The organism is Micromonospora sp. NPDC007271, from assembly GCF_040634005.1.
Taxonomy (GTDB): Bacteria; Actinomycetota; Actinomycetes; order Mycobacteriales; family Micromonosporaceae; genus Micromonospora.
The window spans coordinates 1-24188 of record NZ_JBEYER010000031.1 but is presented as its reverse complement, the minus strand read 5'-3'; the positions used below and the strand labels follow the sequence as shown (position 1 = coordinate 24188).

22 protein-coding genes are annotated in these 24188 nt (G+C 72.6%); 16 read left to right on the top strand and 6 right to left on the bottom strand.

What is annotated here, in order from left to right; all coding sequences use genetic code 11:
• Window positions 1-53: 53 nt before the first annotated feature.
• Window positions 54-2465, bottom strand: coding sequence for a M28 family peptidase (locus tag ABZ570_RS13870; RefSeq protein WP_358061933.1), 2412 nt, complete (start codon window positions 2463-2465; stop codon window positions 54-56).
• A 302-nt stretch (window positions 2466-2767) separates the two neighbouring features.
• On the opposite strand from ABZ570_RS13870, the gene ABZ570_RS13865 reads away from it, so the two are divergent.
• The 7 genes from ABZ570_RS13865 to ABZ570_RS13835 all read left to right on the top strand — a co-directional run bounded on the left by ABZ570_RS13865 (window position 2768) and on the right by ABZ570_RS13835 (window position 11489).
• Complete coding sequence (locus tag ABZ570_RS13865) at window positions 2768-3985, top strand: fused response regulator/phosphatase (protein ID WP_358061930.1); 1218 nt, start codon at window positions 2768-2770, stop codon at window positions 3983-3985.
• Complete coding sequence (locus ABZ570_RS13860) at window positions 3982-5676, top strand: ATP-binding protein (protein ID WP_358061927.1); 1695 nt, start codon at window positions 3982-3984, stop codon at window positions 5674-5676. Before ABZ570_RS13865 ends, ABZ570_RS13860 begins: the two co-directional genes overlap by 4 nt.
• Complete coding sequence (locus ABZ570_RS13855) at window positions 5673-6125, top strand: response regulator (RefSeq protein WP_358061925.1); 453 nt, start codon at window positions 5673-5675, stop codon at window positions 6123-6125. Before ABZ570_RS13860 ends, ABZ570_RS13855 begins: the two co-directional genes overlap by 4 nt.
• A complete protein-coding gene (locus ABZ570_RS13850) occupies window positions 6118-6927 on the top strand; it encodes an inositol monophosphatase family protein (RefSeq protein ID WP_358061922.1) in 810 nt (269 codons plus the stop codon). The genes ABZ570_RS13855 and ABZ570_RS13850 overlap by 8 nt, the downstream gene beginning before the upstream one ends.
• 238 nt (window positions 6928-7165) lie before the next feature.
• Window positions 7166-8203, top strand: coding sequence for a hypothetical protein (locus ABZ570_RS13845; protein WP_358061919.1), 1038 nt, complete (start codon window positions 7166-7168; stop codon window positions 8201-8203).
• 35 nt (window positions 8204-8238) lie between these two features.
• A complete protein-coding gene (locus tag ABZ570_RS13840; protein ID WP_358061916.1) occupies window positions 8239-9786 on the top strand; it encodes a fused MFS/spermidine synthase in 1548 nt (515 codons plus the stop codon).
• 71 nt (window positions 9787-9857) lie between these two features.
• Complete coding sequence (locus ABZ570_RS13835; RefSeq protein ID WP_358061913.1) at window positions 9858-11489, top strand: serine/threonine-protein kinase; 1632 nt, start codon at window positions 9858-9860, stop codon at window positions 11487-11489.
• 3 nt (window positions 11490-11492) lie between these two features.
• Here the strand turns inward: ABZ570_RS13835 and ABZ570_RS13830 are convergent, their stop codons facing one another.
• Both ABZ570_RS13830 and ABZ570_RS13825 read right to left on the bottom strand, forming a co-directional pair.
• Window positions 11493-12161 carry a TrkA family potassium uptake protein gene (locus ABZ570_RS13830; RefSeq protein ID WP_358061910.1) on the bottom strand — a complete coding sequence of 223 codons (669 nt, stop codon included), beginning with the start codon at window positions 12159-12161 and terminating at the stop codon, window positions 11493-11495.
• Window positions 12151-13485 carry a potassium transporter TrkG gene (locus tag ABZ570_RS13825; RefSeq protein ID WP_358062056.1) on the bottom strand — a complete coding sequence of 445 codons (1335 nt, stop codon included), beginning with the start codon at window positions 13483-13485 and terminating at the stop codon, window positions 12151-12153. The genes ABZ570_RS13830 and ABZ570_RS13825 overlap by 11 nt, the downstream gene beginning before the upstream one ends.
• A gap of 106 nt (window positions 13486-13591) precedes the next feature.
• On the opposite strand from ABZ570_RS13825, the gene ABZ570_RS13820 reads away from it, so the two are divergent.
• The gene (locus ABZ570_RS13820; protein ID WP_358061907.1) at window positions 13592-14707 is read left to right on the top strand and encodes a glycerophosphodiester phosphodiesterase; all 1116 of its coding nucleotides are present in this window, start codon (window positions 13592-13594) and stop codon (window positions 14705-14707) included.
• A 43-nt stretch (window positions 14708-14750) separates the two neighbouring features.
• On the opposite strand, the gene ABZ570_RS13815 is transcribed toward ABZ570_RS13820, so the two are convergent.
• Window positions 14751-15293 (bottom strand): GNAT family N-acetyltransferase, encoded by a 543-nt coding sequence (locus ABZ570_RS13815; protein ID WP_358061904.1) that lies wholly within the window; start codon window positions 15291-15293, stop codon window positions 14751-14753.
• 220 nt (window positions 15294-15513) lie between these two features.
• Entirely contained in the window at window positions 15514-15780 is a 267-nt protein-coding gene (locus tag ABZ570_RS13810; RefSeq protein WP_358061901.1) for a GntR family transcriptional regulator, read from the bottom strand.
• A gap of 256 nt (window positions 15781-16036) precedes the next feature.
• Here ABZ570_RS13810 and ABZ570_RS13805 point away from each other — a divergent pair, with 256 nt between their 5' ends.
• The 7 genes from ABZ570_RS13805 (at window position 16037) to ABZ570_RS13775 (ending at window position 21464) form a co-directional block, all read left to right on the top strand.
• The gene (locus ABZ570_RS13805) at window positions 16037-16336 is read left to right on the top strand and encodes a DivIVA domain-containing protein (protein WP_358061898.1); all 300 of its coding nucleotides are present in this window, start codon (window positions 16037-16039) and stop codon (window positions 16334-16336) included.
• A complete protein-coding gene (locus tag ABZ570_RS13800; RefSeq protein ID WP_358061895.1) occupies window positions 16333-16581 on the top strand; it encodes a hypothetical protein in 249 nt (82 codons plus the stop codon). Before ABZ570_RS13805 ends, ABZ570_RS13800 begins: the two co-directional genes overlap by 4 nt.
• A 212-nt stretch (window positions 16582-16793) precedes the next feature.
• Window positions 16794-17990, top strand: a complete 1197-nt coding sequence (locus ABZ570_RS13795; protein WP_358061892.1) for a substrate-binding domain-containing protein — start codon at window positions 16794-16796, stop codon at window positions 17988-17990.
• Between the two features lie 3 nt (window positions 17991-17993).
• Window positions 17994-18737: an ABC transporter ATP-binding protein gene (locus ABZ570_RS13790; protein WP_358061889.1), complete on the top strand. Its 744-nt coding sequence runs from the start codon at window positions 17994-17996 to the stop codon at window positions 18735-18737.
• On the top strand, window positions 18734-19459 hold the full coding sequence (locus ABZ570_RS13785) for an ABC transporter ATP-binding protein (RefSeq protein WP_358061886.1): 726 nt from the start codon (window positions 18734-18736) through the stop codon (window positions 19457-19459). Before ABZ570_RS13790 ends, ABZ570_RS13785 begins: the two co-directional genes overlap by 4 nt.
• Window positions 19456-20346 (top strand): branched-chain amino acid ABC transporter permease, encoded by an 891-nt coding sequence (locus tag ABZ570_RS13780; RefSeq protein WP_358061883.1) that lies wholly within the window; start codon window positions 19456-19458, stop codon window positions 20344-20346. The genes ABZ570_RS13785 and ABZ570_RS13780 overlap by 4 nt, the downstream gene beginning before the upstream one ends.
• Window positions 20343-21464 (top strand): branched-chain amino acid ABC transporter permease, encoded by a 1122-nt coding sequence (locus ABZ570_RS13775; protein ID WP_358061880.1) that lies wholly within the window; start codon window positions 20343-20345, stop codon window positions 21462-21464. Before ABZ570_RS13780 ends, ABZ570_RS13775 begins: the two co-directional genes overlap by 4 nt.
• A 150-nt stretch (window positions 21465-21614) precedes the next feature.
• Here ABZ570_RS13775 and ABZ570_RS13770 read toward each other — a convergent pair whose 3' ends face one another.
• Window positions 21615-22436, bottom strand: coding sequence for a hypothetical protein (locus tag ABZ570_RS13770; protein WP_358061877.1), 822 nt, complete (start codon window positions 22434-22436; stop codon window positions 21615-21617).
• 141 nt (window positions 22437-22577) lie between these two features.
• On the opposite strand from ABZ570_RS13770, the gene ABZ570_RS13765 reads away from it, so the two are divergent.
• A partial coding sequence (locus ABZ570_RS13765) for an AfsR/SARP family transcriptional regulator (protein WP_358061874.1) occupies window positions 22578-24188 on the top strand: 1611 nt, incomplete at its 3' end.

Sequence of the window (24188 nt, the reverse complement as noted above, 5' to 3'; positions counted from 1 at the left end):
ACGGCGACGGCCGAGGCGCGTCACGCGCCTCGGCCGTCGGCAGCAGATACCGACTAGATCGGGTACGTGCGGGCCACCGCCAGCAGGTCGGAGGTGTGGGAGCCGGCCACGCCGACGGCGGCCGGCCGGGGACGGAAACCGGGGATGCCGTCCAGGCCGTCGCTGGCGTCCATGGCGCGCAGCGAGACCCGCTCCGCGCGCGGCACCACGGTCAGCGTGATCTCGATCCCCTCCGGCGGTGGGGCGTGGAAGACGATTCCCAGACCCCACCGGTGAGACAGGGCCTCGTCGGCCGTGGGCTGCTTGCCCACCGGCACCGCCCGGCCGGCCACCTCGGCCCGCTTCACCTCGGCCGTGGCCGCGTCCACGTGCAGCGAGACCAGGCGTACGGACCGCTGCGGGACGAGGCGCACCCGGAGCGTCCGTTCCCCGGCGGCGGTGGTGTCCGAGAGCACTTCGACCGCTGGCGCCGGCAGGTCGGCCGCCGGCGCCGGGGCGGTCCACACCGATTCGTCTGCGCCGCCCACGGCGGGGAAGAACCACCACACCGACTCGGGCGAGTGCCCGAAGGCGTATCCGGCCGTCCAGGGCTGCGGGTGATCCTCGTGGCTGATCCACTCGGCCTCGCCGGTGTCGGTGTCCAGGGCGTACATCAAGTGGCTGGGCACGGGGTGGGCGGCGTCGAAGCGGTCCACGGCCAGGCCGACCCCGGCGAGCACCACGGCGGCGAGCGCGGTGGCGGTGGCCGGCAGCGCGCCGAGCCGGCGGGCCCGGAGCGCCACCAGGCCCCGCTGGCCGCCGGCCTGCGGGTGCAGCAGGTCGACCACCGGCAGCGCGGCCAGCCCGAGCAGCACCGCGAAGAGGGCGGCCACCCCGCCCATCGCCATGCCGAGCGCCGGGAAGAGCAGCACCACGCTGGGCAGCAGGACCACCACGGCCACCGCGCCGGCCAGGGTCACCGCGACCACCGGCCACGGGCCGTCCAGCCGGGTGGCCAGCGCCGCCAGCCCGGCGAGCGCGCCGGCCAGCGCGGGCAGGGTGGCAAGGTACGCCCCGCCTGGCACCTCGGCGGCGAGCAGCACGCCGAGCAGGGCCAGCCAGGCCAGCCCGCCGAACGCGAGGGCGGCCGGGCCGACCCGGCGGCGGGCCAGCGCGTACCAGGTGAGGAGGACCGCGGCGGCGAGCGCCAGCACGGCGAGCCGGTACCAGACCGGCCGGTACGGGTCCAGCAGCCCGGCGTAACCGGGACGGATCGCGGTGATCGCGGCCCAGAGCAGCCACGCGCCCAACGGGGCGACCACGATCGGCACCAGGGACAGCCCGAAACCGGCGGCGAGCCGGCCGGCGGTGGCCCGGCCGCGCCGGACCAGCAGCCAGCCGAGCGCCCCGACGGCCAGCAGGGCGGCCAGCGCCAGCGGCAGGGTGAGCCAACCGGGATAACGGATCAGGCCACCCGGCACCGGGAAGTAGGTGGCGTCGTGGCCGGACCGCAGGTCGCTCAGGTCGGTGCGGCCGAACTCCCGGGCCAGGCCGAGCGCGTTGTCCCCGTGCATCTGGAGGCTGCCCCGGTCCAGCGCGGCCGGGGTGTCCAGCGGGGTGTGATAGACCGCGGCGCCGTCGATGTACGCCGAGTTCAGCCCGACGAAGTCGTGGTCCAGGAAGGCGGTGAAGTCGGTGTCGTTCGGTAGCGCCCGGTAGATCTCCACGGCGAACGAGGTGCCCACGGGGTGCGGCGCGGCCCGGCCGAAGACGTCCACCAGTTTCGCGTTGTTCCGGGACGTCTCGAACATGATCACCGGGCCGGTGCTGCCGCGCGCCTCCAGGTTGAGCACCACCCCGCCACCGGCGGCCAGCGGGTGGCCGGCGGCGAACGCCGACGCGCCGCAGAGGCAGGCCTCCTCGGCGTCGGTGAGCACGAAGACGATGTCGTTGCGGGGGCGGGGGCCGGCGGCGAGTGCCCGGGCCACCTCCAGGATGCTGGCGGTACCGGCCCCGTCGTCGTTGCCGCCCGGCCCGGACTGCACCGAGTCGTAGTGGGCCACCAGGAAGACCCGTCCGGTCGAGGCGGTGCCGGGCAGCCGGGCCACCACGTTGCGCACCCGCGCCAGGGTCGCCCCGCCGGCGGCCCCGCTCAGCTGCCCGGCCTCCGGGGCGACGGTGTCCTGCACCTCGGTCTCCAGGCCGAGCCCGCGCAGCACGCCCACCAGATGCTCCCGGACCTGGTCGTTGGCGGCGCTGCCGGCCACGTGCGGCCGGGCGGCGATGACCTTGACGTGCCGGTAGGCCCGCTCGGCGCTGAACCGGTCCGCCGGCGCGTCGGCGGGGCGCGGCGCGGGGGTGGCCAGGCCCACCAGGACACCCGCACCGACCGCGAGCAGCGCGGCGAGCGCGGCGACCGCGGCGGGCAGCCGGCGGCGCGGCCGGGCCAGCGCCCGGTCGGCGGGGCGGGTCAGGGGTACGCCCACGGCAACTCCTCGGGGTGGTCGGGGTGGGCATCATCCTGCCCCTCCGGTGCCCGTCGTGACACTGCCCGCTCAGCCCGTCGCCGGCCGACGCGCTCCGTGTCCGACCGTGGTCGGGGCGTAACATCGGTGACCTGTCCTGCGGTCGTCCGCGGCGTGGGCCGGGCCCCGCCCGCGCGGCCTCTGGTCGTGTTGTGTGCGACCGTTGTCTGATACAGGATCAACAGGGCACTCGGAAGGAGCCCGACATCACCAGCGAACTCCCGCGTCTCGCGGCGGTGGCCCGGCCGCACCGGGGGCCCGGCATGGCCGGTCCGCCCGTCGTGCCCCGGGCCGTCGCGCCGGGCGGGCACGTCACCAACCTGCCGCCCGGCGAGCGGCTGCGGGTGCTGCTGGTGGAGGACGACGAGGGCGACGCCTTCCTGGTCGGCGAGCTGCTCGCCGAGACCAACTCGATGATCGATCTGCTGGTCGCCACCAGCCTCAGCGAGGCCCGGCAGCGGGTGGCGGGCGTCGACTGCGTCCTGCTCGACCTGGGCCTGCCCGACGCCCAGGGCCTGGACGGGCTGCGCCGGGTGCTGGAGCTGGCCGGCGGGGCCGCGGTGTGCGTGCTCACCGGCCGCTCCGACGAGCACCTGGGCATCGTCGCGGTTGCCGAGGGCGCCCAGGACTACCTGGTCAAGGGGCAGGTCGACGGCGTCCTGCTGACCCGCGCGCTGCGCTACGCCGTGGAACGCAAGCGGGCCGACGAGAACGCCCGCCGGCTGCGCGAGGTGGAGCTGCGCCAGGCCGAGTCCGCCCGCCTGGAGCGGGGACTGCTGCCGCAGCCGCTGATGACCACCGACCAGGTGTCGGTGCACACCTTCTACCGCCCCGGCCGGCACGCCGCGCTGATCGGCGGCGACTTCTACGACGTGGTGCAGACCCGGCCGGACCGGATCGACCTGATCGTCGGCGACGTCTGCGGCCACGGTGTGGACGAGGCCGCCCTCGGCGTCGAACTGCGGGTCGCCTGGCGGGCGCTGATCCTGGCCGGGGTGCCGGACGAGGAGGTGCTGCCCGCCCTGGAACAGGTGCTGATGAGCGAGCGCCGGCTTCAGGAGATCTTCGCCACGGTGGCGACCACCCGCCTCGACCTGGCGGACCGGCGGGCCATCGTACGACTCGCCGGGCATCCGCCGCCGCTGCTGCTCAGCGGCGGCAAGGTCGCCCCGGTGCCGGCCCCGGGCGGCCTGCTGCTCGGCGTACGACCGCGCCGTCCCGTTGCCTTCGACCTGGAGTTCGACGCCGATGACTGGTCTCTGCTGATGTACACCGACGGCCTGATCGAGGGCCGGGTGGGCACCGGTGACGACCGGCTGGACGTACCCGGCCTCACCGAACTGCTCGGCGACCCGGCCAGCCGGGGGGTGCCGCTGGCCGAGCTGCCGGCCTGGCTGGTCGGCCGGGCCGAGCAGATGAACGGTGGCCCGCTCGCCGACGACGTCGCGATGCTGCTGGTCAGCCGGGGTGCTGGCCGGTGAAGGCGGACCAGGAGGGCTGGACCCTGCGGCGCCGGGTCGGCGCGCTGCTCAGCGTGGTCCTGGTGCTGCTGCTCGGGCTGGCCGCGGCCGAGGCGCTGGTCGCCGAGAAGAACCGGCAGAACATCGACGCGGTCCTGGTCAGGACCGCTCCGCTCCAATTGCAGAGCCAGGAGCTGATGAGCGCCCTGCTCGACCAGGAGGCCGCCGTCCGCGGGTACGCGGTGAACGGCGACCGCAAGGACCTCGCCCCGTACGACGCGGGCCTGCGCCGGGAGCGCGACACGGTTGCCTCGATGGAGAAGCTGGCCACCGACTACCCGGACGTGCGGCGCGAGCTGGCGGTGGTGGAGCAGCGGGCGGCGCGGTGGCGCACCGACGTCGCCGAGCCGGTGATCAGCACGATCGAGCGGAGCGGCCCGGAGGCGGGGCAGGCGCTGATCACCGACCAGACCCGGCAGCAGTTCGACGCCGTCCGGGCCTCGGTCGACACGCTCCAGGACGAGATCCTCGTCGTCCGGCAGCGGACCGCCGACGAGGTCAACCGGACCGGCAACCTGCTGGTGGTGCTGCTGATCGCCGCCGCCCTGGTGGTGGCGGTGGCCGGGGCGCTGCTGCTGCTCTCGCTGGACCGGATCCTGATCCGGCCACTGGCCGCCCTGGCGGGCCAGGTACGCGAGGTCGCCGACGGCGACTACCGGCACCACATCGAGGGTTCCGGGCCGCCGGAGTTCCGCCGCCTCGCCGAGGACGTCGACGGCATGCGGAAGAAGATCGCCCGGGAGCTGGACGAGGTACGCGAGGCCCGCGAGCGCATCGAGTGGGTCAACAACCAGCTCCAGAAGCAGGCCGAGGAGCTCACCCGCTCCAACCGCGACCTGGAGCAGTTCGCCTACGTCGCCTCCCACGACCTGCAGGAGCCGCTGCGCAAGGTGGCCAGCTTCTGCCAGCTCCTCCAGCGGCGGTACGCGGGCCAGCTCGACGAGCGCGCCGACCAGTACATCGCGTTCGCCGTGGACGGCGCGCAGCGGATGCAGCGGCTGATCAACGACCTGCTCGCGTTCTCCCGGATCGGCCGACTCACCACCGGCTTCACCGAGGTCGACCTGAACAAGGTGATCGGCGACGTGGCCGCCCAGACCGAGGCCGCCCGCCAGTACGCCGACGCCGAGCTGACCTGGGACGAGCTGCCGGTGATCCGCGGCGAGGAGCCACTGCTGACCAACCTGCTGGCCAACCTGGTCAGTAACTCGATCAAGTTCCGCCGGCCCAACGTGCCGCCAAGGGTTCACGTGTCGGCCCGGATGCTCGACGACGAGTGGGAGATCACCTGCCGGGACAACGGCATCGGGATCGAGCCGGAGTTCGCCGACAAGATCTTCGTCATCTTCCAGCGGCTGCACTCCAAGGACGCGTATCCCGGCACCGGCATCGGCCTGGCCATCGTCAAGAAGATCGCGGAGTACCACGGCGGCCGGGTCTGGGTGGACACCGGCGGCGAGGAGGGTACGACGGTCCGGTTCACCCTGCCCGCGCTGCCCGCGGCTGGTGCGGAGTCGACCGGGGACCCGGCGTCGGCGGAGGACGGGGCTGTGGCCACGGTCGGCCGGCAGCCGGAGGCGGGGCGGGGGGAGACGTCCGAGGAGACGGCCGGGGACGCGGCAACGGGTGACATGAAGGAGGCGGTGGGATGACCGCGCCGGCAGACGGCAACAGCCCGATCGAGGTCCTGCTGGTCGAGGACGACCCGGGCGACGTGCTGATGACCCGGGAGGCGTTCGAGGAGCACAAGCTCCGCAACCGCCTCACCGTCGTCTCCGACGGCACCGAGGCGCTCGCCTACCTGCGCCACGAGGGCCGGTACGCGGACGCGGTGACCCCCGATCTGATCCTGCTCGACCTGAACCTGCCGCGGATGGACGGCCGGGAGGTGCTTGAGGCGATCAAGAAGGACGAGCAGCTCTGCCGGATCCCGGTCGTGGTGCTCACCACCTCGCAGGCCGACGAGGACATCCTGCGCAGCTACCAGCTGCACGCCAACGCCTACGTGACCAAGCCGGTGGACTTCGAGCGCTTCATCTCGGTGGTCCGCCAGATCGACGAGTTCTTCGTCAGCGTGGTCAAGCTGCCGCCACGTGGCTGACCGGCTGCTGGAGGAGGTCGGCGCGCTGCTGCGGGAGGCCGCGTCGGACGTGGTGGTGCCGATGTTCCGGCGGCTCGACGACGCCGACATCAGCGAGAAGGCACCCGGCGAGGTGGTCACCGTCGCCGATCGGCGGGCGGAGGAGCTGATCTCCGCCCGGCTGCGGCGGCTGCGCCCCGGCTCGGTGGTGGTCGGCGAGGAGGCGGTCGCCGGGGACCCGGACCTGCTCCGGCACCTGCGGGGTGACGGGGACGTCTGGTTGGTCGACCCGGTGGACGGCACCTCCAACTTCGCCGCCGGCCGCCGTCCGTTCGCCCTGATGGTGGCGCTGTTGACCGGGGGCGAGCCGGCGGCCTCCTGGGTGTACGACCCCCTGGACGGCATCATGGCGGTGTGCCGCGCCGGTGTGGGTACCTGGCTGGACGGGACGCCGGCACGCACCAGCGGGCCGGCCCCGGCGGTGGACGCGCTGCGCGGCACCGCGACGACCCGGTTCCTGCCGCCGGCCGTGCGGCGGACCGTGGCCGCCGGCGGCGGGCGGATCGGTGAGCTGCTGCCCGGTCAGCACTGCGCCGGCCGGGAGTACCTGGACATGCTGACCGGGGCCCAGCAGTTCGTCCTCTTCTGGCGCACCCTGCCCTGGGACCACGCGCCCGGCACCCTGCTCGTCCGGGAGGCGGGCGGGGTGGCCCGCCGGTTCGACGGGACGGACTACCACCCGGCCGACGGCGACCACGGCCTGCTGGTCGCGTCCAGCCCGGAGATCTGGGACGAGGTCCGGGCGGCGCTGCTGGACGGCTGACCACACCGGCCGCCGGCCGCTGGCCCACGTGGGCCGCGGGCAACGGGCCGGCTCAGCGCACCCTCGGGCAACGGACCGCTCAGGGTCCTCGGACAACGGGCCGGCTCGGCCGTGCTCGGCACGTCGTCGTGACCGGGCCGGCACCCTGCGTCGATGCTCGGTGCGGTCGGTGGCCGCGGGCCTGGCGTGGCCCGCGTGGTCCGGTATGGTGACCGGCGGTCGACGGAAGGACCCTTTCGTGCCCAGGACCAGGCTCATCCGGCGGCGCGTCCGCCGACCGTTGCTCACCCTGCTCGCCGTGGTGGCCCTGCTGCTCGGCGCCGGCCTCGCTCCGGCCGGGCCGGCCGTCGCCGCGCCCACCCCGAACGCCCCGAACGAGGGCGGCACCAAGCAGCTCCGGGAGGCCCTCGAGGCGGCGGCGAAGGGCCACATCGAGGCCAAGGCCCGGCTCGACAACTCCAAACGCCGACAGACCGAGCTGACCGGGCAGCTCAAGCAGCTCGAGGTGCGGCTGGTGGAGTTGACCTCGCAGGTGGGCGAGGTGGCCGCCCAGTCGTACCGGCTGGGCCGGCTGACTCCGGTGTCGGCACTCCTGGCCAGCTCCGACCCGAGCTCGTTCCTCCAGCGCGCCAGCGAGCTGGACGTGATGGCCCAGCGGGACAGCAGGCGGCTGCGTGACCTGAACGAGGCGAAGACCGAGGCGGCCCGGGCCAAGACGGCCATCGACGCGGAGGTCCGCGAGCAGCGGAAGCAGCTCGCCATCCTGGCGAAGAAGAAGCGCGACGCCGAGGTCGCGCTGGCGAAGGTCAGCTCGGGCAGCAGCGCCGGCTTCAGCGGCGGCTCCACGTCGGCCAAGCCGGCCCCGCGCAACCCCGACGGCTCGTGGCCGTCCGAATCCTGCTCGGTGAAGGATCCGACCACCGGGAGCTGCATCACTCCGCGTACCCTGCACATGCTCCGGCAGGCCCAGGCGGCCGGCTACAAGCGGCACGTATCCTGCTTCCGCAGCGGCGGCGGCGGCGAGCACCCGAAGGGGCGGGCCTGCGACTTCTCCGCCGCCACCGGCGGCTTCGAGGATCGCTCGGCCACCGGCGGCGACAAGGCGTACGGGGACAGCCTCGCCAGCTACCTCAAGAACAACGCGAGCAAGCTCGGCGTCATGTACGTGATCTGGTACCGGCAGATCTGGATGCCGAACACCGGCTGGCGGTCGTACAGCGGGGGTGGCAGTCCCGCCGCCGACCACACAAACCATGTTCACGTCTCCATGTATTGATCCCTGCGCCGTCCCGGTTGCGTAGCATCGCGACGGTGAGCAGCACATCGTCCGACGTCGTGGTGGACCCGGCACCGAGCGCGCCGGCCCCGCGGGCCCTGCCGAACGGGCTCGCCGCGTTCCTGGTCTTCCTCTCCAGCGGGGCCGTCCTGGTGCTGGAGACCGTCTCGCTCCGGCTGGTCGGCCCGTACGTCGGGGTGACTCTCCAGGTGACCAGCTCGGTCATCGGCATGGCGCTGGGCGCCATCGCGTACGGGGCGTGGATGGGCGGGTGGCTGGCCGACCGGCGGGATCCGCGCGGCCTGCTCGCCCCGGCCCTGGTGCTGGCCGGCATCGCCACCGCGATCACCCTTCCCATCGTCCGGTACGCCGGCGAGGCGCTGCGCGGCGGCGCGGCCAGTGCGGTGCTGCTGCTGACCGCGCTGGCGGTCCTGGTGCCGGCGGGGCTGCTCGCCGCGGTCACCCCGCTGGTGGTCAAGCTTCAGCTCGCCGACCTGCGCCGCACCGGGCAGGTGGTCGGCCGGCTCTCCGGCATCGGCACGCTCGGCGGCATCACCGCCACCCTGGTCACCGGCTTCGTGCTGGTGGCGGCGCTGCCCAGCACGGTGATCGTGCTCGGGCTGGCGGCGGTGCTGGGGGCGACCGGGCTGGCGCTCGGGGCGTACCTGCGGCGGCGGGCGGGGGCGTTGCCCGGCCCGGCCCGGGGGAAGGCCGCCCTGGCAGTGGTCGGCCTGGCCGCGGCGGGGCTCGCGGCGGTCGCCCCGAACCCGTGCGACGTGGAGACGGCGTACCACTGCGCGAAGGTGCAGGTGGACCCCCGGTGGTCGGAGGGGCGCTACCTGTACCTGAACTCGGCGCAGCACTCGTACGTCAACCTGGCCGACCCGACCCACCTGGAGTACGCGTACACCCAGTGGATCGGCCTGGTGGCGGACGTGGCGACGCCGACGGGGCAGCGGCTGGACGCCCTGCACCTGGGCGGCGGTGGCTTCACCGTTCCGCGCTACCTCGCCGCCACCCGGCCCGACACCGACAACCTGGTCTTCGAGATCGACGGCGGGCTGGTCGACCTGGACCGGCGGGAGCTGGGCGTGCGCACCGGGCCGCGGCTGCGCGCCACGGTCGGCGACGCCCGGGTGCTGCTCGGCGCCGAGCCGACCGACAGTCGGGACTTCATCGTCGGCGACGCCTTCGGCCACCTGGTCGTGCCCTGGCACCTGGCCACCCGGGAGATGGCCGCGGAGATCCGCCGGGTGCTCCGGCCGAACGGGATCTACGTGCAGAACGTCATCGACATGCCGCCGGGCCGCTTCATCCGGGCCGAGCTGGCCACGGTGGCCGCCGAGTTCCGGTACGTCGCGGCGATCGCCCCGCCCGGCGCGTTCGCCGGACGGCAGGGCGCGAACTTCCTGATCGTCGCCGCGGACACGCCGCTGCCGCTGGCCGCGATCCAGGCCCGGCTGCCCACCCTGCCCGACGAGGCCGGCCTGATGCACGACGCCGAGCTGGCCGCATTCGTCAAGGGCGCGCTGGTGCTCACCGACGACTACGCCCCGGTCGACCAGCTGCTGGCGACCGCCTGAACGGGTGACTTTCCTGACCGATTCCGACCCGGCAGGTGTACGACGGCCGGCCGCGGGCAACAGGACCGACCATGGGTGGACCGGTCAGGGACGGCGCACGGCTGTTGGGTGAGCGGTACCGGCTGATCGAGCAGCTCGGTGCGGGCGGCATGTCGGTGGTCTGGCGCGGCTACGACGAGGTGCTCGGCCGCCAGGTGGCGGTCAAGGTGCTCGCCTCCCGGCTCGCCAGCGACAAGGCGTTCCGGCACCGGATCCGGATCGAGGCGCAGGCCGCCGCCCGGCTCTGCCATCACAACATCACCAACGTGTACGACTACGGCGAGTCCGAGCAGGACGGGCTGACCGTGCCGTACGTCGTGATGGAACTGGTCGACGGCGGCCCGCTGAGCAGCCGGCTCGGCCGCGGCGGGCAGCTGCCCTGGCGGGAGGCGGTGACCATCGGCGCGGAGGTGGCGTCGGCGCTGGCCACCGCGCACGCCCGGGGCGTGGTGCACCGGGACGTCACCCCGGGCAACGTCATGCTCACCCCGACCGGGGTGAAGGTCGTCGACTTCGGTATCTCGGCGCTGGTGGGGGAGAGCGACAAGGGCCCCGACGGCGCCCTGCTCGGCACCCCCGCGTACCTGGCGCCGGAGCGGCTGGACAACGGCCAGGTCTCCCCGGCCACCGACGTGTACGCCGTCGGCCTGCTGCTGTACCGGATGCTCACCGGCCGGCTGCCCTGGCAGGCCAGTACCACCACCCAGATGCTCCGGGCGCACATGTACCACGACCCGGACCCGATGCCGCCGGTGGTCGGGCTCCCCGAGGCGATCGAGGAGCTGGTCCGGCGCTGCCTCGCGAAGCGCCCGGAGGACCGCCCGGCGACCGCCGAGGTGGCCCGTACGCTCGCCGACGCGGCGGGGATCGCCGCGATCATGCCGGTCTCCCCGGCCCTCGGCCGGTTCGACCAGACGCTGGTGGAGAACGCCGGGACCACCATCCTGCCCTGGTCGACGGAGACCGACGCGCTGCCCTTCTCCGCCCTGCGTACCCGTACCCGGCGGGCCGCCGCACGGCGACGCCGGCTGGGGGCCGGGGTGGCCGCCGCCGGACTGGTCGCGGTCACCGCCGCGATGTGGGGGGTGACCTCGAAGAGCCCGGCCAGCGGCGGCGCCGAGCCGGCCGAGGCCCGGATGAGGATGCCGCAGCAGCCCCCCTGCGCGGTGGACTACGTGCTGCGTCGCGACTCCGGCGAGGACTTCGCCGCCGACCTCACCCTCACCAACACGGGCGGCCGGGAGCTGCGCGACTGGACGATGAGCTTCACCTTCCCCGGCCGGCAGACCGTCACCACGGCCCAGCCGGCCGTACGCCAGCAGGGGCGGACCGTGCTGCTCCAGGCGCCGGCCACGGACGGCGTGCTGGCTCCGGGCGCGTCGAAGAAGGTCTCGCTGACCGGCCGCTACACGGGTGGCAACCCGCTGCCGGTCGAGTTCAAGGTCGGCGAGAGCACCTGCGGCGTGCAGGTGTCCGGGGTGGCCGGTTCGACGCCGTCCACCGCCCCGGCGACCAGGGCCCCGACCAAGGCACCGGTGAAGACCACCACGGCGAAGAGCGGTGGCGGCCAGGTCAAGCCGGCGAAGCCGAAGAAGGCGGAGAAGGCGGGGAAGGCGGAGAAGCCCCGCAAGGGCAAGGAGGACAAGAAGGGAAAAGGAAGGTGACGCTCAGCCCAGCGCGGCGAAGCGCTGCACCTGGGCGATGCTGCCCTCCACGATGAGCACGCTCTCGGGTTGCAGCACCGTGTCCGGGCCGGCGTAGCGGAACCGCTCGCCCGGAAGCTTCGCCCCGACCACCATCACCCCGTACCGGTCCGCGGGGCTCAGCTCGCGCAGCGGCCGCCCCACCAGGCTCGGCGGCACGCGTACCTTGGCGATCGCGAAGTCGTCGCCGAACTCGATGAAGTCCAGCATCTTGCTGACGATCAGGTGCGCGACCCGCTCGCCGGTCTCCGCCTCCGGGAAGATCACGTGGTGCGCGCCCACCGAGTCGAGGATCTTCGCGTGCTTCTCGGAGGTGGCCCGGGCCCAGATCTGCGGGATGCCCAGTTCGGTGAGGGCCAGCACGGTGAGCACGCTCGCCTCGACCGAGGCGCCGATGGCCACCACCACCCGCCGGAAGTCCGCCACCCCGAGCTGGCGCAGCACGCCCTCCTCCGTGGAGTCCGCCTGCACCACCCGGTCGAACCGCGCGGACCAGCGCTGGACCTGGTCCGGGTTGCGATCCAGGGCCATCACGTCGTGGTCGAGCTGTGCCAGCGAGTTGGCCAGGTGCGAGCCGAACCGGCCCAGACCGACCACCACGATGCCGCTGTCGTCCGTTCTTCTAGCCGACAATGGGTTGCTCCTCGGGATAGCGGTACCGGCGTCGCCGGGTGTTCAACGCGATCGCGGACCCGAGGGTGAGCGGGCCGACCCGGCCGATGTACATGAGCCCGGTCAACAGGTACTGGCCGGGTGGCTTCAGTTCCGCGGCGAGCCCGGTGCTCAGGCCGGTGGTGCTGAACGCGGACGTGACCTCGAAGAGCGCCTTGTAGTAGCGGATGTTCTCGGTCAGCACGATCACCGTGACCGTGCCGGCGACGACCACCGCGACGCTGAGCAGCGCCACGGTCAGCGCCTGCCGCTGGCTGGCGGTGGCCACCCGCCGGCCGCCCACCGTCACGTCCGGTTCGCCGCGCAGCTCGGCCCAGATGACGAAGGCGAGCAGGAAGAAGGTGGACACCTTGATCCCGCCGGCGGTGCTGGCGCTGCCACCGCCGATGAACATCAACACGATCAGCAGGGGGTAGCTCTCCTCGGTGAGTCGGTCGACGTGGATCACGTCGAAGCCGCCGGTGCGGCTCAGCGCGATCTGGGTGAACGAGGCCAGCACCTTCCCGCCGATGCCGAAGCCGCCGATGGTGTTCGGGTTGCGCCACTCGTTGACCAGCAGGGCGGCGAAGCCGAGCAGGATCAGCGCGCCGCTGCCCCAGATGGTCAGCTTGGTGGCGATCGCCCAGTGGCCCGGCCGCCGCCAGGCCCGTACCGCCTCGAAGAGCGCCGGGAAGCCCAGCCCGCCGATGATCGCGCCCAGCCCCAGCGGCAGACCCACGAGTGGATCGCGCGAGAACCCGACCAGGCCGTCCGAGTAGAGACTGAAGCCGCCGTTGTTGAACGCCTGGATCGAGTCGAAGGCGGCGAACCAGAGGGCCCGGCCCGGCGGGTAGCCGTAGGTCAGCCAGAGCCGTCCGCCGATCACCGCCGTCATCACCGCCTCGGTGACGAAGACCGTCGCCGCGATCCGGACGAGCAGCTGGCGGACGTCGCCGACGCCGAATTCCGCGGTCTCGGCCTGCACCAGCAGCCGGTTGCGCAGGCCGAGCTGCCGGGAGACCACCAGGATCACCAGCGCCGCGCCGGTCAGGATGCCGAGGCCACCGAGCTGGGTGAGTACGGTGATCATCGCCAGCCCGAAGTTGGTCCAGTAGTTCGGGGTGTCGTTGACCGCCATGCCGGTGACCGAGACGGCCGAGGTGGCGGTGAAGAGCGCCGTGACGAACGGGGTGTACCGGTGGTGGCTGGTGGCCCAGGGCAGCATCAGCAGGCCGGTGCCGAACAGGATCACCGCCAGGAACCCGAACGGCACCAGCCGTACGGGGTGACGGAGCAGCCGGCGCACCAGGTCATCTTCCGTCCGGAGATTCACCGGCAGGACAGGAACCGACCAACTGGCGGTCAACCACGACCGGTCTGCTGGGCGTACCCATCGACGACAGGAGACGGCGTTGCGACGTACCCTTTCTGCCCTCGGCGTGGCCGGCGCGCTGCTCGCGGCGGCCGTGGTGGTGCCGGCCGTGGCCGCCCAGGCCGAGCCGGAGCCCCGCGCCGAGCAGTCCCGCGCGACCCAGCGGCCCATCGTGAACGGCCACCGGGGGGCCAGCGGCTACCGCCCGGAGCACACGCTGGAGGCCTATCGGCTGGCGATCCGGATGGGCGCCGACTACATCGAGCCGGACCTGGTCTCGACGAAGGACGGCGTGTTGGTCGCCCGGCACGAGAACGAGATCTCCGGTACGACCGACGTGGCCGCCCACCCTGAGTTCGCCGACCGGAAGGCGACCAGAACCATCGACGGGGTGAAGGTGACCGGCTGGTTCACCGAGGACTTCACCCTCGCCGAGCTGAAGACGCTGCGGGCCAAGGAGCGGCTGCCGCAGGTGCGGGTGGCCAACACCGCGTTCGACGGCAGGTTCGAGGTGCCGACCTTCCAGGAGGTCATCGACCTGGCCCGGACCGAGTCCACGGCCCGGGGCCGGACCATCGGCGTCTACCCGGAGACCAAGCACCCCAGCTACTTCGCCTCGATCGGGCTGCCGCTGGAGGAGCCCCTGGTCGCGGTGCTCAAGGCCAACAAGTTGACCCACCGCAACGACCCGGTCTTCATCCAGAGCTTCGAGACGGCCAACCTGCGCAAGCTCGACCGCATGATCGACGTACGGCTGATCCAGCTGATGGACGCCGCCGGCCGCCCGTACGACTTCGCCGTCGCCGGCGACCAGCGCACCTACGCCGACCTGACCTCGCCCGAGGGCCTCGCCTGGGTGGCTGGTTACGCCGACGGGGTCGGCCTGCACAAGAACCTCATCGTGCCCCGGAACGCGGCCGGCAAGCTGCTCGCGCCGACCTCGGTGATCCGCGACGCGCACCGGGTGAAGCTGCTCGTGCACGCCTGGACGTTCCGCGCCGAGAACCAGTTCCTCGCGGTCGACCACCGCATCGGCACCGACCCGAACGCCCGCGGCGACATCACCGCCGAGTACGAGCTCTTCTTCGGCCTCGGCCTGGACGGCGCCTTCGCCGACCAGCCGGACACGGCCGTGGCGGCCCGCACGGGCCTCTGATCGGCGTCCGCGCCGGGGCTGCTCGGGGCCCCGGCGCGGGCGCTCATTGGGACGTGGGGTGCCCGAACCGGGACGGGTTGGCGAGGCCGATGCGCCAGTCATTGCTGCGCATCAGGGAGCCGCTGCCCTGCGGGTACGCGAAATCGCAGGGGCCGAGGAGAGTGAAGCCAAGGCGACGGCAGAGAGCGTTCGAGGGGGCGTTGTCCACCGCGGGGAACGCGTGCAGGCTGCCGGGGGCGTCGGGGTGACGGGCAGCCTCGCGGACGATGGCGATCAGGGCGGTGCCGGCTGCGGTGGCAATGCCGTGGCCTTGGAAGGGCGGTAGGACGTTCCAGCCGGTCTCGTAGATCTGCTCGCCCTGCCAGTCACGCTGGTGGTAGGCGATGCTGCCGACCATCTCGTCGCCCAGCAGTACGGCGAACATGCAGCCGCGGCCAGTTGCCGGCATGGCGAGGTAGCGGCGGTGCCGGGCGAGCAGCTTTTCCTCCGCCTCGGGACCGCCGACGTGTCGGCGCATCTGTGGAGTGTTGATCCGACGCAGGAGGTCGAGCGCGGGCTCCGACCAAGGCTCCAGACGAACGTCCATGCCGCGCAGCCTGACAGGCTTCGGGATGACGAGGCACCTTGTTTCTGCCGTGGTCAGGGTGCTTCCGTGCGGCACTACGAACTTGATGACGTGAATGGATCGGTCCCGGTGGAGGTTGTCTGTGCCGCTTCCTTTCGAGCTGATGGCGTAAGCGACTCAGCCCAGTCAGGGCAACTGGGCGTGAATCGTTTATGCCATCAGGTCTGTAGGGAGTGAGGACTTACTGCCCGGGGCGCTCGGCGACGTAGGTGCCGCGCCCCGGCTGGCCGATGATCAGTTCTCGATCATGCAGTAGGGAGAGAGCGCGGTAAACGGTGCCGGTGCTGACGTCGTAGATCTTGGCAAGCTCGCTGGTCGAGGGCAGCTTGTCGCCAGGCTTCAGCTCGCCGCTCCTGATCTTCTCGGCGATCTCGTTAACGATGCGTCGGAACGATGGCTGTGCTGTGGGCATGGTGAGGACTCCGGTTGGTTCGGCACGTCCGATCATGCCCGACTTGCTAGAGCTACTGCAATAAGTGGGCGTGGTGTGACCCTTCGGGGTCGACCTGCTGTAGCTGTTGTAGTAGGTTGCTCTGTGTCCGGCTCCGGTTGGTTCGGCAAACCCCTGGGGTTCGGACTCAGAGGTGGGCTCCGGGGTCGTACTGCCGGCTTGGGCTGCGGTCGCGGAAGCCGGCGGGTCGGCCCCGTCCCCTGTCCGTGGGCCGGCCCGCCTTCCACGACCTGAGATGGCGAGGAGGGTGGTCATGCGGAACGTGCTGAACCTGTTCCGGCCGGCGAGGAAGCGCGCGGGCCGGCCGCCGAGCGGTGGCTGGTATCGCTCGGAATCGTGCCGGCCGCTGACCGTCGGGCAGATCCGCGAGCGGCAGTTCCGCAACGTGCGGCGGGGGCTCGACCCGGCCGAGGTGCACGCGTTTCTGCACCGGGTCGCCGGCGACCTTGCCGCCGCCCGTCGGGAACTGGCCCTGACCAACGAGGAGAACGTGCGGATCAAGCGGGCGCTGCGGAGCTGGCAGTCGCGCTTCGCACCGGGGGCGCGCCGGTGAGCCGCGAGCGTTTTGTCGTACACCTGCCGGTGCTCGCCACCGATCTCGACGGGGCGCGGCGGTTCGCCCGGGCCATCTGCCGGGCGCTCGGCTTCCTGGCCGACGTGGACCGGAACGGGACCACGGTGTCGACCGAGGACGCGCAGTGCGTACGCCACTGGGTTTACTGCGACCGGTTGCTGGACGGCGGCCGGCGCTGCCCGCGCCCGGCCGACCACGACGGCGAGTGCGGCCAGGGTGGATAGCGGGGGCGATGGCGGGGCGCGACACACGGCCAGGCCCATCGATGGCGGACCGGGCCACCCGGATTCCGCCGGGTTACGCGGAGACGCCAAGAGTTGTTACGTGGGGCCATCCCATCGCGATGACTTGTGTGCATCGGCCACATAGCTCGTGGGTGACGTCACTTCTAGCGTGAGCCGACAACCGCGTTCCCCTGTCCTCACCTGGAGTCGCAATGACGATCCGGCACACGCGACGGGTGTTCCTCTCCGCCGCCACGATGATGGCGGCCGCGATGGCCGCCACCGCCTGTGGCAGCCCGCAGGACACCGCGTCCGGCGGCGGTGACGCCGCACCGGTCAAGGTCGGTCTGGTGTATTCCCAGTCCGGGCCGCTGGCCAGCTACGGCAAGCAGTACATCGAGGGCTTCAAGGCCGGCCTCGACTACGCCACCAAGGGCACCGGCAAGGTCGGTGACCGGAAGATCGAGCTCACCGAGGTCGACGACGCGGGGGACCCGGCCAAGGCGGTCTCCGCGGCCAAGGACCTGATCGGCAAGGGCACGAAGGTCATCGCCGGCTCCACCGCCTCGGGCGTGGCCCTCCAGGTCGCCCCGATCGCCGCGCAGAACAAGGTGCTGTTCATCTCCGGGCCGGCCGCCACCGACGCGGTGACCGGGGCGAACAAGTACACGTTCCGCTCGGGTCGGCAGTCGTACCAGGACGTGGTGACCGCCAAGTCCTTCATCGGCGACGCCGCCGGCAAGAAGGTCGTCGTGTTCGCCCAGGACGGCGCGTTCGGTGACGCCAACGAGGCCGCCGTCAAGGCCGTGATCGGCGGTGCCGGCGCGACCGTGAGCAGCGTCCGGGCCCCGGCCAGCGCCACCGAGTTCACCCCGTTCGCCAGCCAGATCAAGGCGGCCAAGCCGGACCTGCTCTTCGTCGCCTGGGCCGGCACCACCGCCCCGGCCATGTGGCAGACCCTCGACCAGCAGGGCGTGCTCGCCTCCACCACGGTCGTCACCGGCCTGGACATCCGCGCCTCCTGGCCCACCTTCGGTGCGGCCGGCAGCAAGATCTCCTTCCTGTCGCACTACTTCGACGGGGCCAGCGACACCGAGGCCGCCAAGGCGCTGAAGGCCAAGGTCGGCACCATCGACCTGTTCCACCCGGACGGCTTCGCCGCCGCCCAGATGGTCGTCCGCGCCGCGCAGGAGGGCGGCGACGACGTCGACAAGATGATCAAGGCGCTCGAGGGCTGGCAGTTCGACAGCGTCAAGGGCCAGATGACCATCCGGCCCGAGGACCACGCGCTGCTCCAGCCGATGTACCAGGCCAAGCTCTCGGGCAGCGGCACCGAGTTCACGGCGACCGCGCAGAAGACCCTGACCGGTGACGAGACCGCGCCGCCGGCCACCCAGATGAAGGGCTGACCCGTGCTCGCCACCCGCGGTCTGACCTGGCGGATCGGTGAGGTCGCCATCGTCGACGGCGTCCATCTCGACCTGGCGCCCGGCGAGTTCCTCGGCGTGATCGGGCCGAACGGCGCTGGCAAGACCTCCCTGTTCAACCTGATCACCGGCCTGCGCCGACCCACCGAGGGGAAGATCCTGCTGGACGGGAAGGACATCACCGTCCTCCCGCCGCACCGGCGGGCGCGTCTCGGGCTGGGGCGTACCTTCCAGGCGTCCTCGGTGTTCGGCTCGCTGACGGTGCGGGAGAACGTCCGACTCGCCGTACAGGCGCACCGGGGTGGCTCGATGAAGCTGTGGCGGCGGGCGGCGGCCGACCGGGGGGTGGCCGCCGCCGCCGACGCGGCGCTCGACCGGGTCGGCCTCGCCCACCGGGGTACGGCGCTCGCCGGCACCCTGGCCCACGGCGAGAAGCGCAAGCTGGAGATCGCCCTGCTGCTCGCCGGGGAGCCCCGGGTGATGCTGCTGGACGAACCGATGGCCGGGGTGAGCGCCGAGGACGTGCCCGAGCTGGTCAGCGTCATCAAGTCGTTGACCGGCGACAGCGGCCGGTCGGTGCTCATGGTGGAGCACCACATGGACGTGATCCTGGAGCTGGCCGACCGGATCGCCGTGATGCACCACGGCGCCCTGCTGGCCTGCGACACCCCGGACACGGTGATGGCCAACGCCACCGTCCAGGAGGCGTACCTGGGGGAGGCGCTATGAGTGAACCGGTCCTCAGCGTCGAGGACCTGTCGGTGCGGATCGCCGGGCTGCACATCCTTCAAGGGGTGTCGTTCGAGGTCGCGCCGACCGGGGTGACCGTGCTGCTCGGCCGCAACGGCGTCGGCAAGACCACCACCCTGCGGGCGATCGTCGGCCTGACGCCCCGCAACGGCGAGGTGCGCGGCATCGTCCGGATGGGGGCGCGGAGCCTGCTCGCCCGCCCCACCCACCGGCTGGTCCGCGACGGCCTCGGCTACGTGCCGGAGGACCGGTGCGTCTTCGCCGGCCTCACCGTCGCGGAGAACCTGCGGCTCGCCGAACGGCGGGGCACCGCTCCGGCGTACGACAAGGTCTACGCCCTCTTCCCCGAGCTGGACCGGCGCGGACGGCAGCGGGCCGGCTCGCTTTCCGGCGGGCAGCAGCAGATGCTCGCGATCGGCCGGGTACTGCTCAACGACAACCGGCTGCTGCTGGTCGACGAGCCGACCAAGGGGTTGGCGCCGAAGGTGGTGACCGAGGTGGCCGAGGTGCTGGAGCGGGTCGCGGAATCCGTGCCGGTGCTGCTGGTCGAGCAGAACCTGGCCGTGGTGCGGCGGCTGGCGCGCGACGCCGTGGTGCTCTCCGCGGGCCAGGTGGCCTGGACCGGAAACGCCCAGGACCTGCTGCTGGAGACCGCGCTGACCAGGTCGCTACTGGGTGTGGGGTCGGAGGTCAAGGCGTGAGCACCGTCGTCCTGCTGGCGCTGACCGGGCTCGGCCTGGCGGCGCTCTACTTCCTGGTCGCCTCGGGCCTGTCCCTGGTCTTCGGTCTCGCCGACGTGCTCAACTTCGCGCACGGCCTGTTCCTCGGCGTCGGGGCGTACGCGACCTGGTGGGCGGCCGGCAACCTGCCCGGCGCCGGCCCCGGCGGGTTCGGCTTCGTGGTGGCGGTCGCCTTCGGCGTGCTCGCCGGGGCCCTCGTCGCGGTGCTGGTCGAGCTGGTGCTGATCCGACCGCTCTACTCCCGCACCATCGAGCAGGTGCTGGTGACCGTGGGCCTGTCGCTGGCCGGGGTGGCGCTGCTCCAGGCCACCTGGGGCGCCGACCCCCGGCCGTTCCCGCGCCCGGCGTGGACCCGCGAGGTGACCTCGATCCTCGGCGCGAACGTACCGAACGCCGGGCTGCTGCTGATCATCGCCGCCGTGCTGGTGCTCGGCGGGCTGCTCGCCTTCCTCCGCTTCACCAGGTACGGCCTGATCATCCGGGCCGGGGTGGAGAACCGGGAGATGGTGACCGCGCTCGGCATCGACGTCCGCAAGGCGTTCACCCTGGTCTTCGCGATCGGCGGGGCGGCCGCCGCGCTGGCCGGGGCGCTGGGCGGGGTCTACTTCGGCACCGTCTCGCCCGGCCAGGGCGGTTCCCTGCTGATCTTCGCGTTCATCGTGGTGGTGATCGGCGGGATGGGCTCGGTGGTCGGGTCCGCGTACGCGGCGGTCGCGGTCGGGCTGCTGCAACAGTTCGTCAACTACTACGGCACATCCGGGCTGGGTGACCTGTGCGTGGTCGGGCTGCTCGCCGTGGTGCTGCTGCTGCGTCCGCAGGGCCTGGCCGGAAAGGTGGCAACGGCATGACCGAGGTGAAGAGCGCCGAGGTTCCGGCGCCGCCCGCGACGGTGCCCGACGAACTGACGCCGGGGCACTCGCGCTGGCGCGGGCTGCGGCCGTACGCGCCGCTGGCGGCCCTGGTGGTGGCAGCGATCGTGCCGTACTCGACGCTGAACCTGCCGGGGATCTTCGAGGGGCCGCTGAACTCGCCGGGCACCCTGCAACTGCTCGCCATCTGCCTGGTGTTCGGCGGCCTCGCGGCCGGGTACGACCTGCTCTTCGGGCGGACCGGGATGCTCTCCTTCGGGCACGCCCTCTACTTCGCCGCCGGCGTGTACGGCACCGACGTCCTGATCACCCGGGCGGGGCTGCCGCTCTGGCAGGCCGCGCTGTTCACCATCGTGGGCGGGACGATCCTGGCGGCGCTGCTCGGCGCGGTCGCGCTGCGTACCGTGGGGATCGCGTTCGCCATGGTGACGCTCGCCTTCGCCCAGGTCGGGGCGATCCTGGTGGCCCGGAACTTCGGCGGGCTCACCGGTGGTGAGGAAGGGCTGCCGCTGGACGTGTCCGGGCTGCCCCCGGCCCTGGTCGGGGTCGCCAACACGGTGAACCTGTACTGGCTGGCGCTGGCGTACCTGGCCCTGGTGGTCTTCGCGGTGCACCGGGTGAGCGGGTCGCCGACCGGGCGGGTGCTGGCCGGGCTGCGCGACGACGAGCGCCGGATCGGGGTGCTGGGGCTCGACCCGTACCGCTTCAAGCTGGTCGCGTTCACCCTGGCCGGCGGGCTGGCGACCACCGGCGGGGTGGTCTACTGCCTGATCGTCGGCGGTGCGAGCCCGCACGTGACCTCGTCGGAGCTGACCCTCTCGCTGCTGGTCATGGTGGTGCTCGGCGGTCCGGGCACCCGGTGGGGCCCGGTGCTCGGCGGCATCCTCTACATGTACCTGGACCACCGGCTGACCGCCTTCGGCACCAGCGACGCGGTGAACAGCCTTCCGGCGTTCCTCAGCCACCCGCTGTCCCAGCCGCTCTTCGTCCTCGGCACGGTCTTCATCCTGGCCGTCTACTTCTTCCCCGGCGGCCTGGCCAGCCTCCGCTCCCGCCTCCACCCCCTCCTGTCCACCCTCCCACCCCGCCGCCCCTAACCCGCCGCCCGCCGAGTTGATCAAGAAGTTTGCGTCAGGATTGCGCCTCAGGATGACGCAAACTTCTTGATCAACTGCACGGAAGGGGAGGCGTCGTGGGGGAGCGGGCGGCGGCCCCCCGTGTGGCCGCCGCCCGCCTTGCTCAGCTGTTCAGCTGTTCAGCAGCTCGTACGCCAGTGCCGGCGCCTTGGTCGCTGTGCCGCCGGTCGGCGCGGTGATCTTCGGAGCGCTGTCGAAGTCGGTGTACGTGACGACGTACTGGTACGCCTTGTGCTTGCCGACCGCGGGCATCTCCAGCACCAGCGAGGACAGGTGCTTGTCCGGCCCGACCAGCGCGGTGAACGGTACGCGCTTGCCCGCCTCACCGAGCGCTGCCGCTTCACCGTCGTCCAGCGCCTTCGCCGCGTTTCCGCTGGTCACGTCGATGAACCCGGTGTACTTGCCGGGCTCCGGCTGCTCGACCGAGGTGGCCGCCTCGATCAGCGGGCCGGCATTGCCCTGGTCCGCCCCGTCGTAGCTCGGCACGCTGCCGGTGTCGGTCAGCTTCGACCGGTCCAGCGCCATCCACTTGTCGGGGAACTTCGGCAGGCCCGGTTGCCCGCTGAACTTCGCCTTCATCCAGAGCTTGTCCTCGATCACCAGGAACGACATCTTCGCGGTGATGCCGTCCTTGTCCGGGGCCATCACGATGGCCATCTCGACGGCCTTCGACGCCGGGTCGATCCGCCCGCTCACGTTGCTGGAGGCGTCCTTGCCGGTGAACCTGAAGGCGCCGTCCGTCTCGTCCGGGACGGCGTCGAGGAGGGCATCCTTGGGGTTGGCGGTCGGGCTGGCGGCCGAGCCGGTCCCCGGTGCGGCGGCCGGGTCGCTCTTCAGCCCGCACCCTCCGAGCAGGGTGGTGGCGGCCAGCGTGGCGGCGACCGTGCCCACCATCCGTCGGATGGTGCTGGCGCTGCCCGTTGCCTGTGTCATCACACTTTCTCTCTCTCGCGGTGGCCTCTGCCGTCGACGATGCTGCGGGCAGCCACGGCGGTCTGGCTGCCGATATGCTGCCGTCCGGCTGCCGGGCACTGCCGTCCGGCGGCGCTGGGGGTGTCAGGAGCGGAAACTCGCATGTCAGGAACGTTGCGCTTCGAGATCCTCGGTCCCCAGCGGGCCTGGTACGCCGACCGCCTACTCGACCTCGGCCCAGGCAAGCAGCGCGCCGTGCTCGCCGTGCTGCTGCTCTCCGCCGGTCGCCCGGTGCCGACCGGGCAGATCGTCGAGGCGGTCTGGCCGGAGGAGCCCCCCGCCAACGGCCCCAACGTCGTGCAGAAGTACGTCGCCGGGCTGCGCCGGGTGCTGGAACCCGACCGGTCCCCGCGTACGCCGGGGCAGGTGCTGACCCTCACCGACGCCGGCTACCGGCTGCGGATCCCGCCGGAGGCGGTGGACGCGATCCGCTTCGAACGCGGGGTGCACCGGGCCCGGCACGAGCACGCCGCCGGGCGTACCGCCGAGGCTCAGGCGGAGCTGGCGGCGGCCCTGGAGCTGTGGCAGGGCGAGCCGTTCACCGGGTTCGCCGGGGCGTACTTCGACACCGCCCGGCACCGCCTGGTGGAGCTGCGGGCCGTCGCGCTGGAGAGCCGCGTCGAGCTGGAACTGGAGAGCGGGCGGCACCGCGAGCTGGTGGGCGAGCTGGTCGAGCTGATAGCCGAGTTCCCGGTCCGGGAACGGCTGCGGCACCAGCTCATGCTGGCGCTGTACCGCAGCGGGCGGCAGGCGGAGGCGCTCGCCGCGTACCGGGAGTTCGCCGACCTGCTCCGCGAGGAGCACGGCATCGAGCCGGGCGAGGTGCTGCAGGAGCTGCACCGGCGCATCCTCCGGTCGGACCCGATTTTGCGACCGACCGAGGTGGACGCACCGCCGGTCGCCCCCGGTCCGGCCGACGCGCCCCGAACGGTCGACGCGCCCCGAACGGCCGATGGGCCCCCGGCCGACCTCGAGCCGCCCGTGCTGGCCGGCTGGCCCCCGGCCGCCGAGCCGCCCGCGCCTGCTGGGTCGCCCCCGGCCGCCGGCTCGCCAGTGTTCCGGCCGGTCCTGCCGGCGTCCCGGCCGGCGAAACCCTCGTTCAAGGCGTTGGACGTTCCGGTCGGTGTCCCGGCCGGTCCACCCCCGGCCGTGCCCCAGGACGCCGGGCTGCTGCCTCAGAACGCCGGGCTGCTGCCCCCGATGCCGGCTCATCCCGGCATGGGTCCCGCGCCGGCCCTGGCCGGCCACCACCCGCCTCCGTCGGCCGCCGCCGAGGTACGGCACGCCGACCCGATGCCGCGCTGGTTGTCGATCCCGATCACGGTTGTCGCCGTGCTCGCTGTGCTGGCCAGCTTCGGCTTCCTCACCTGGCTGGTGGTTCTCGCGCACGCGGCTTGGCGGCGCAGTTGGCGGCTGCTCCTGGCGGCCGGCGGCTACCTGGCGCTCGTCGGAGCCCTGGCCTTCGTCTTCGAGACGAGCCCTGACCCGGACAACGACAACAGCGTGCCGGTGTTCCTCGTCTCCTGCGGGCTGATCTTCGGTTGCTGGCTGGGCGGCGCCGTCCACGTTCTGCTGCTCAACACGCGGGTGCGGCGAGCCGTGACCGGCATCGGACGCCGGCGGGAGCGGGCCGAGGAGACCCGCCGGGTGCGCCGGGAGGAAGCCCGGCAGCTGCTCTACCACTACCCGGCGGCTCGCCGGGAGCTCCGCATC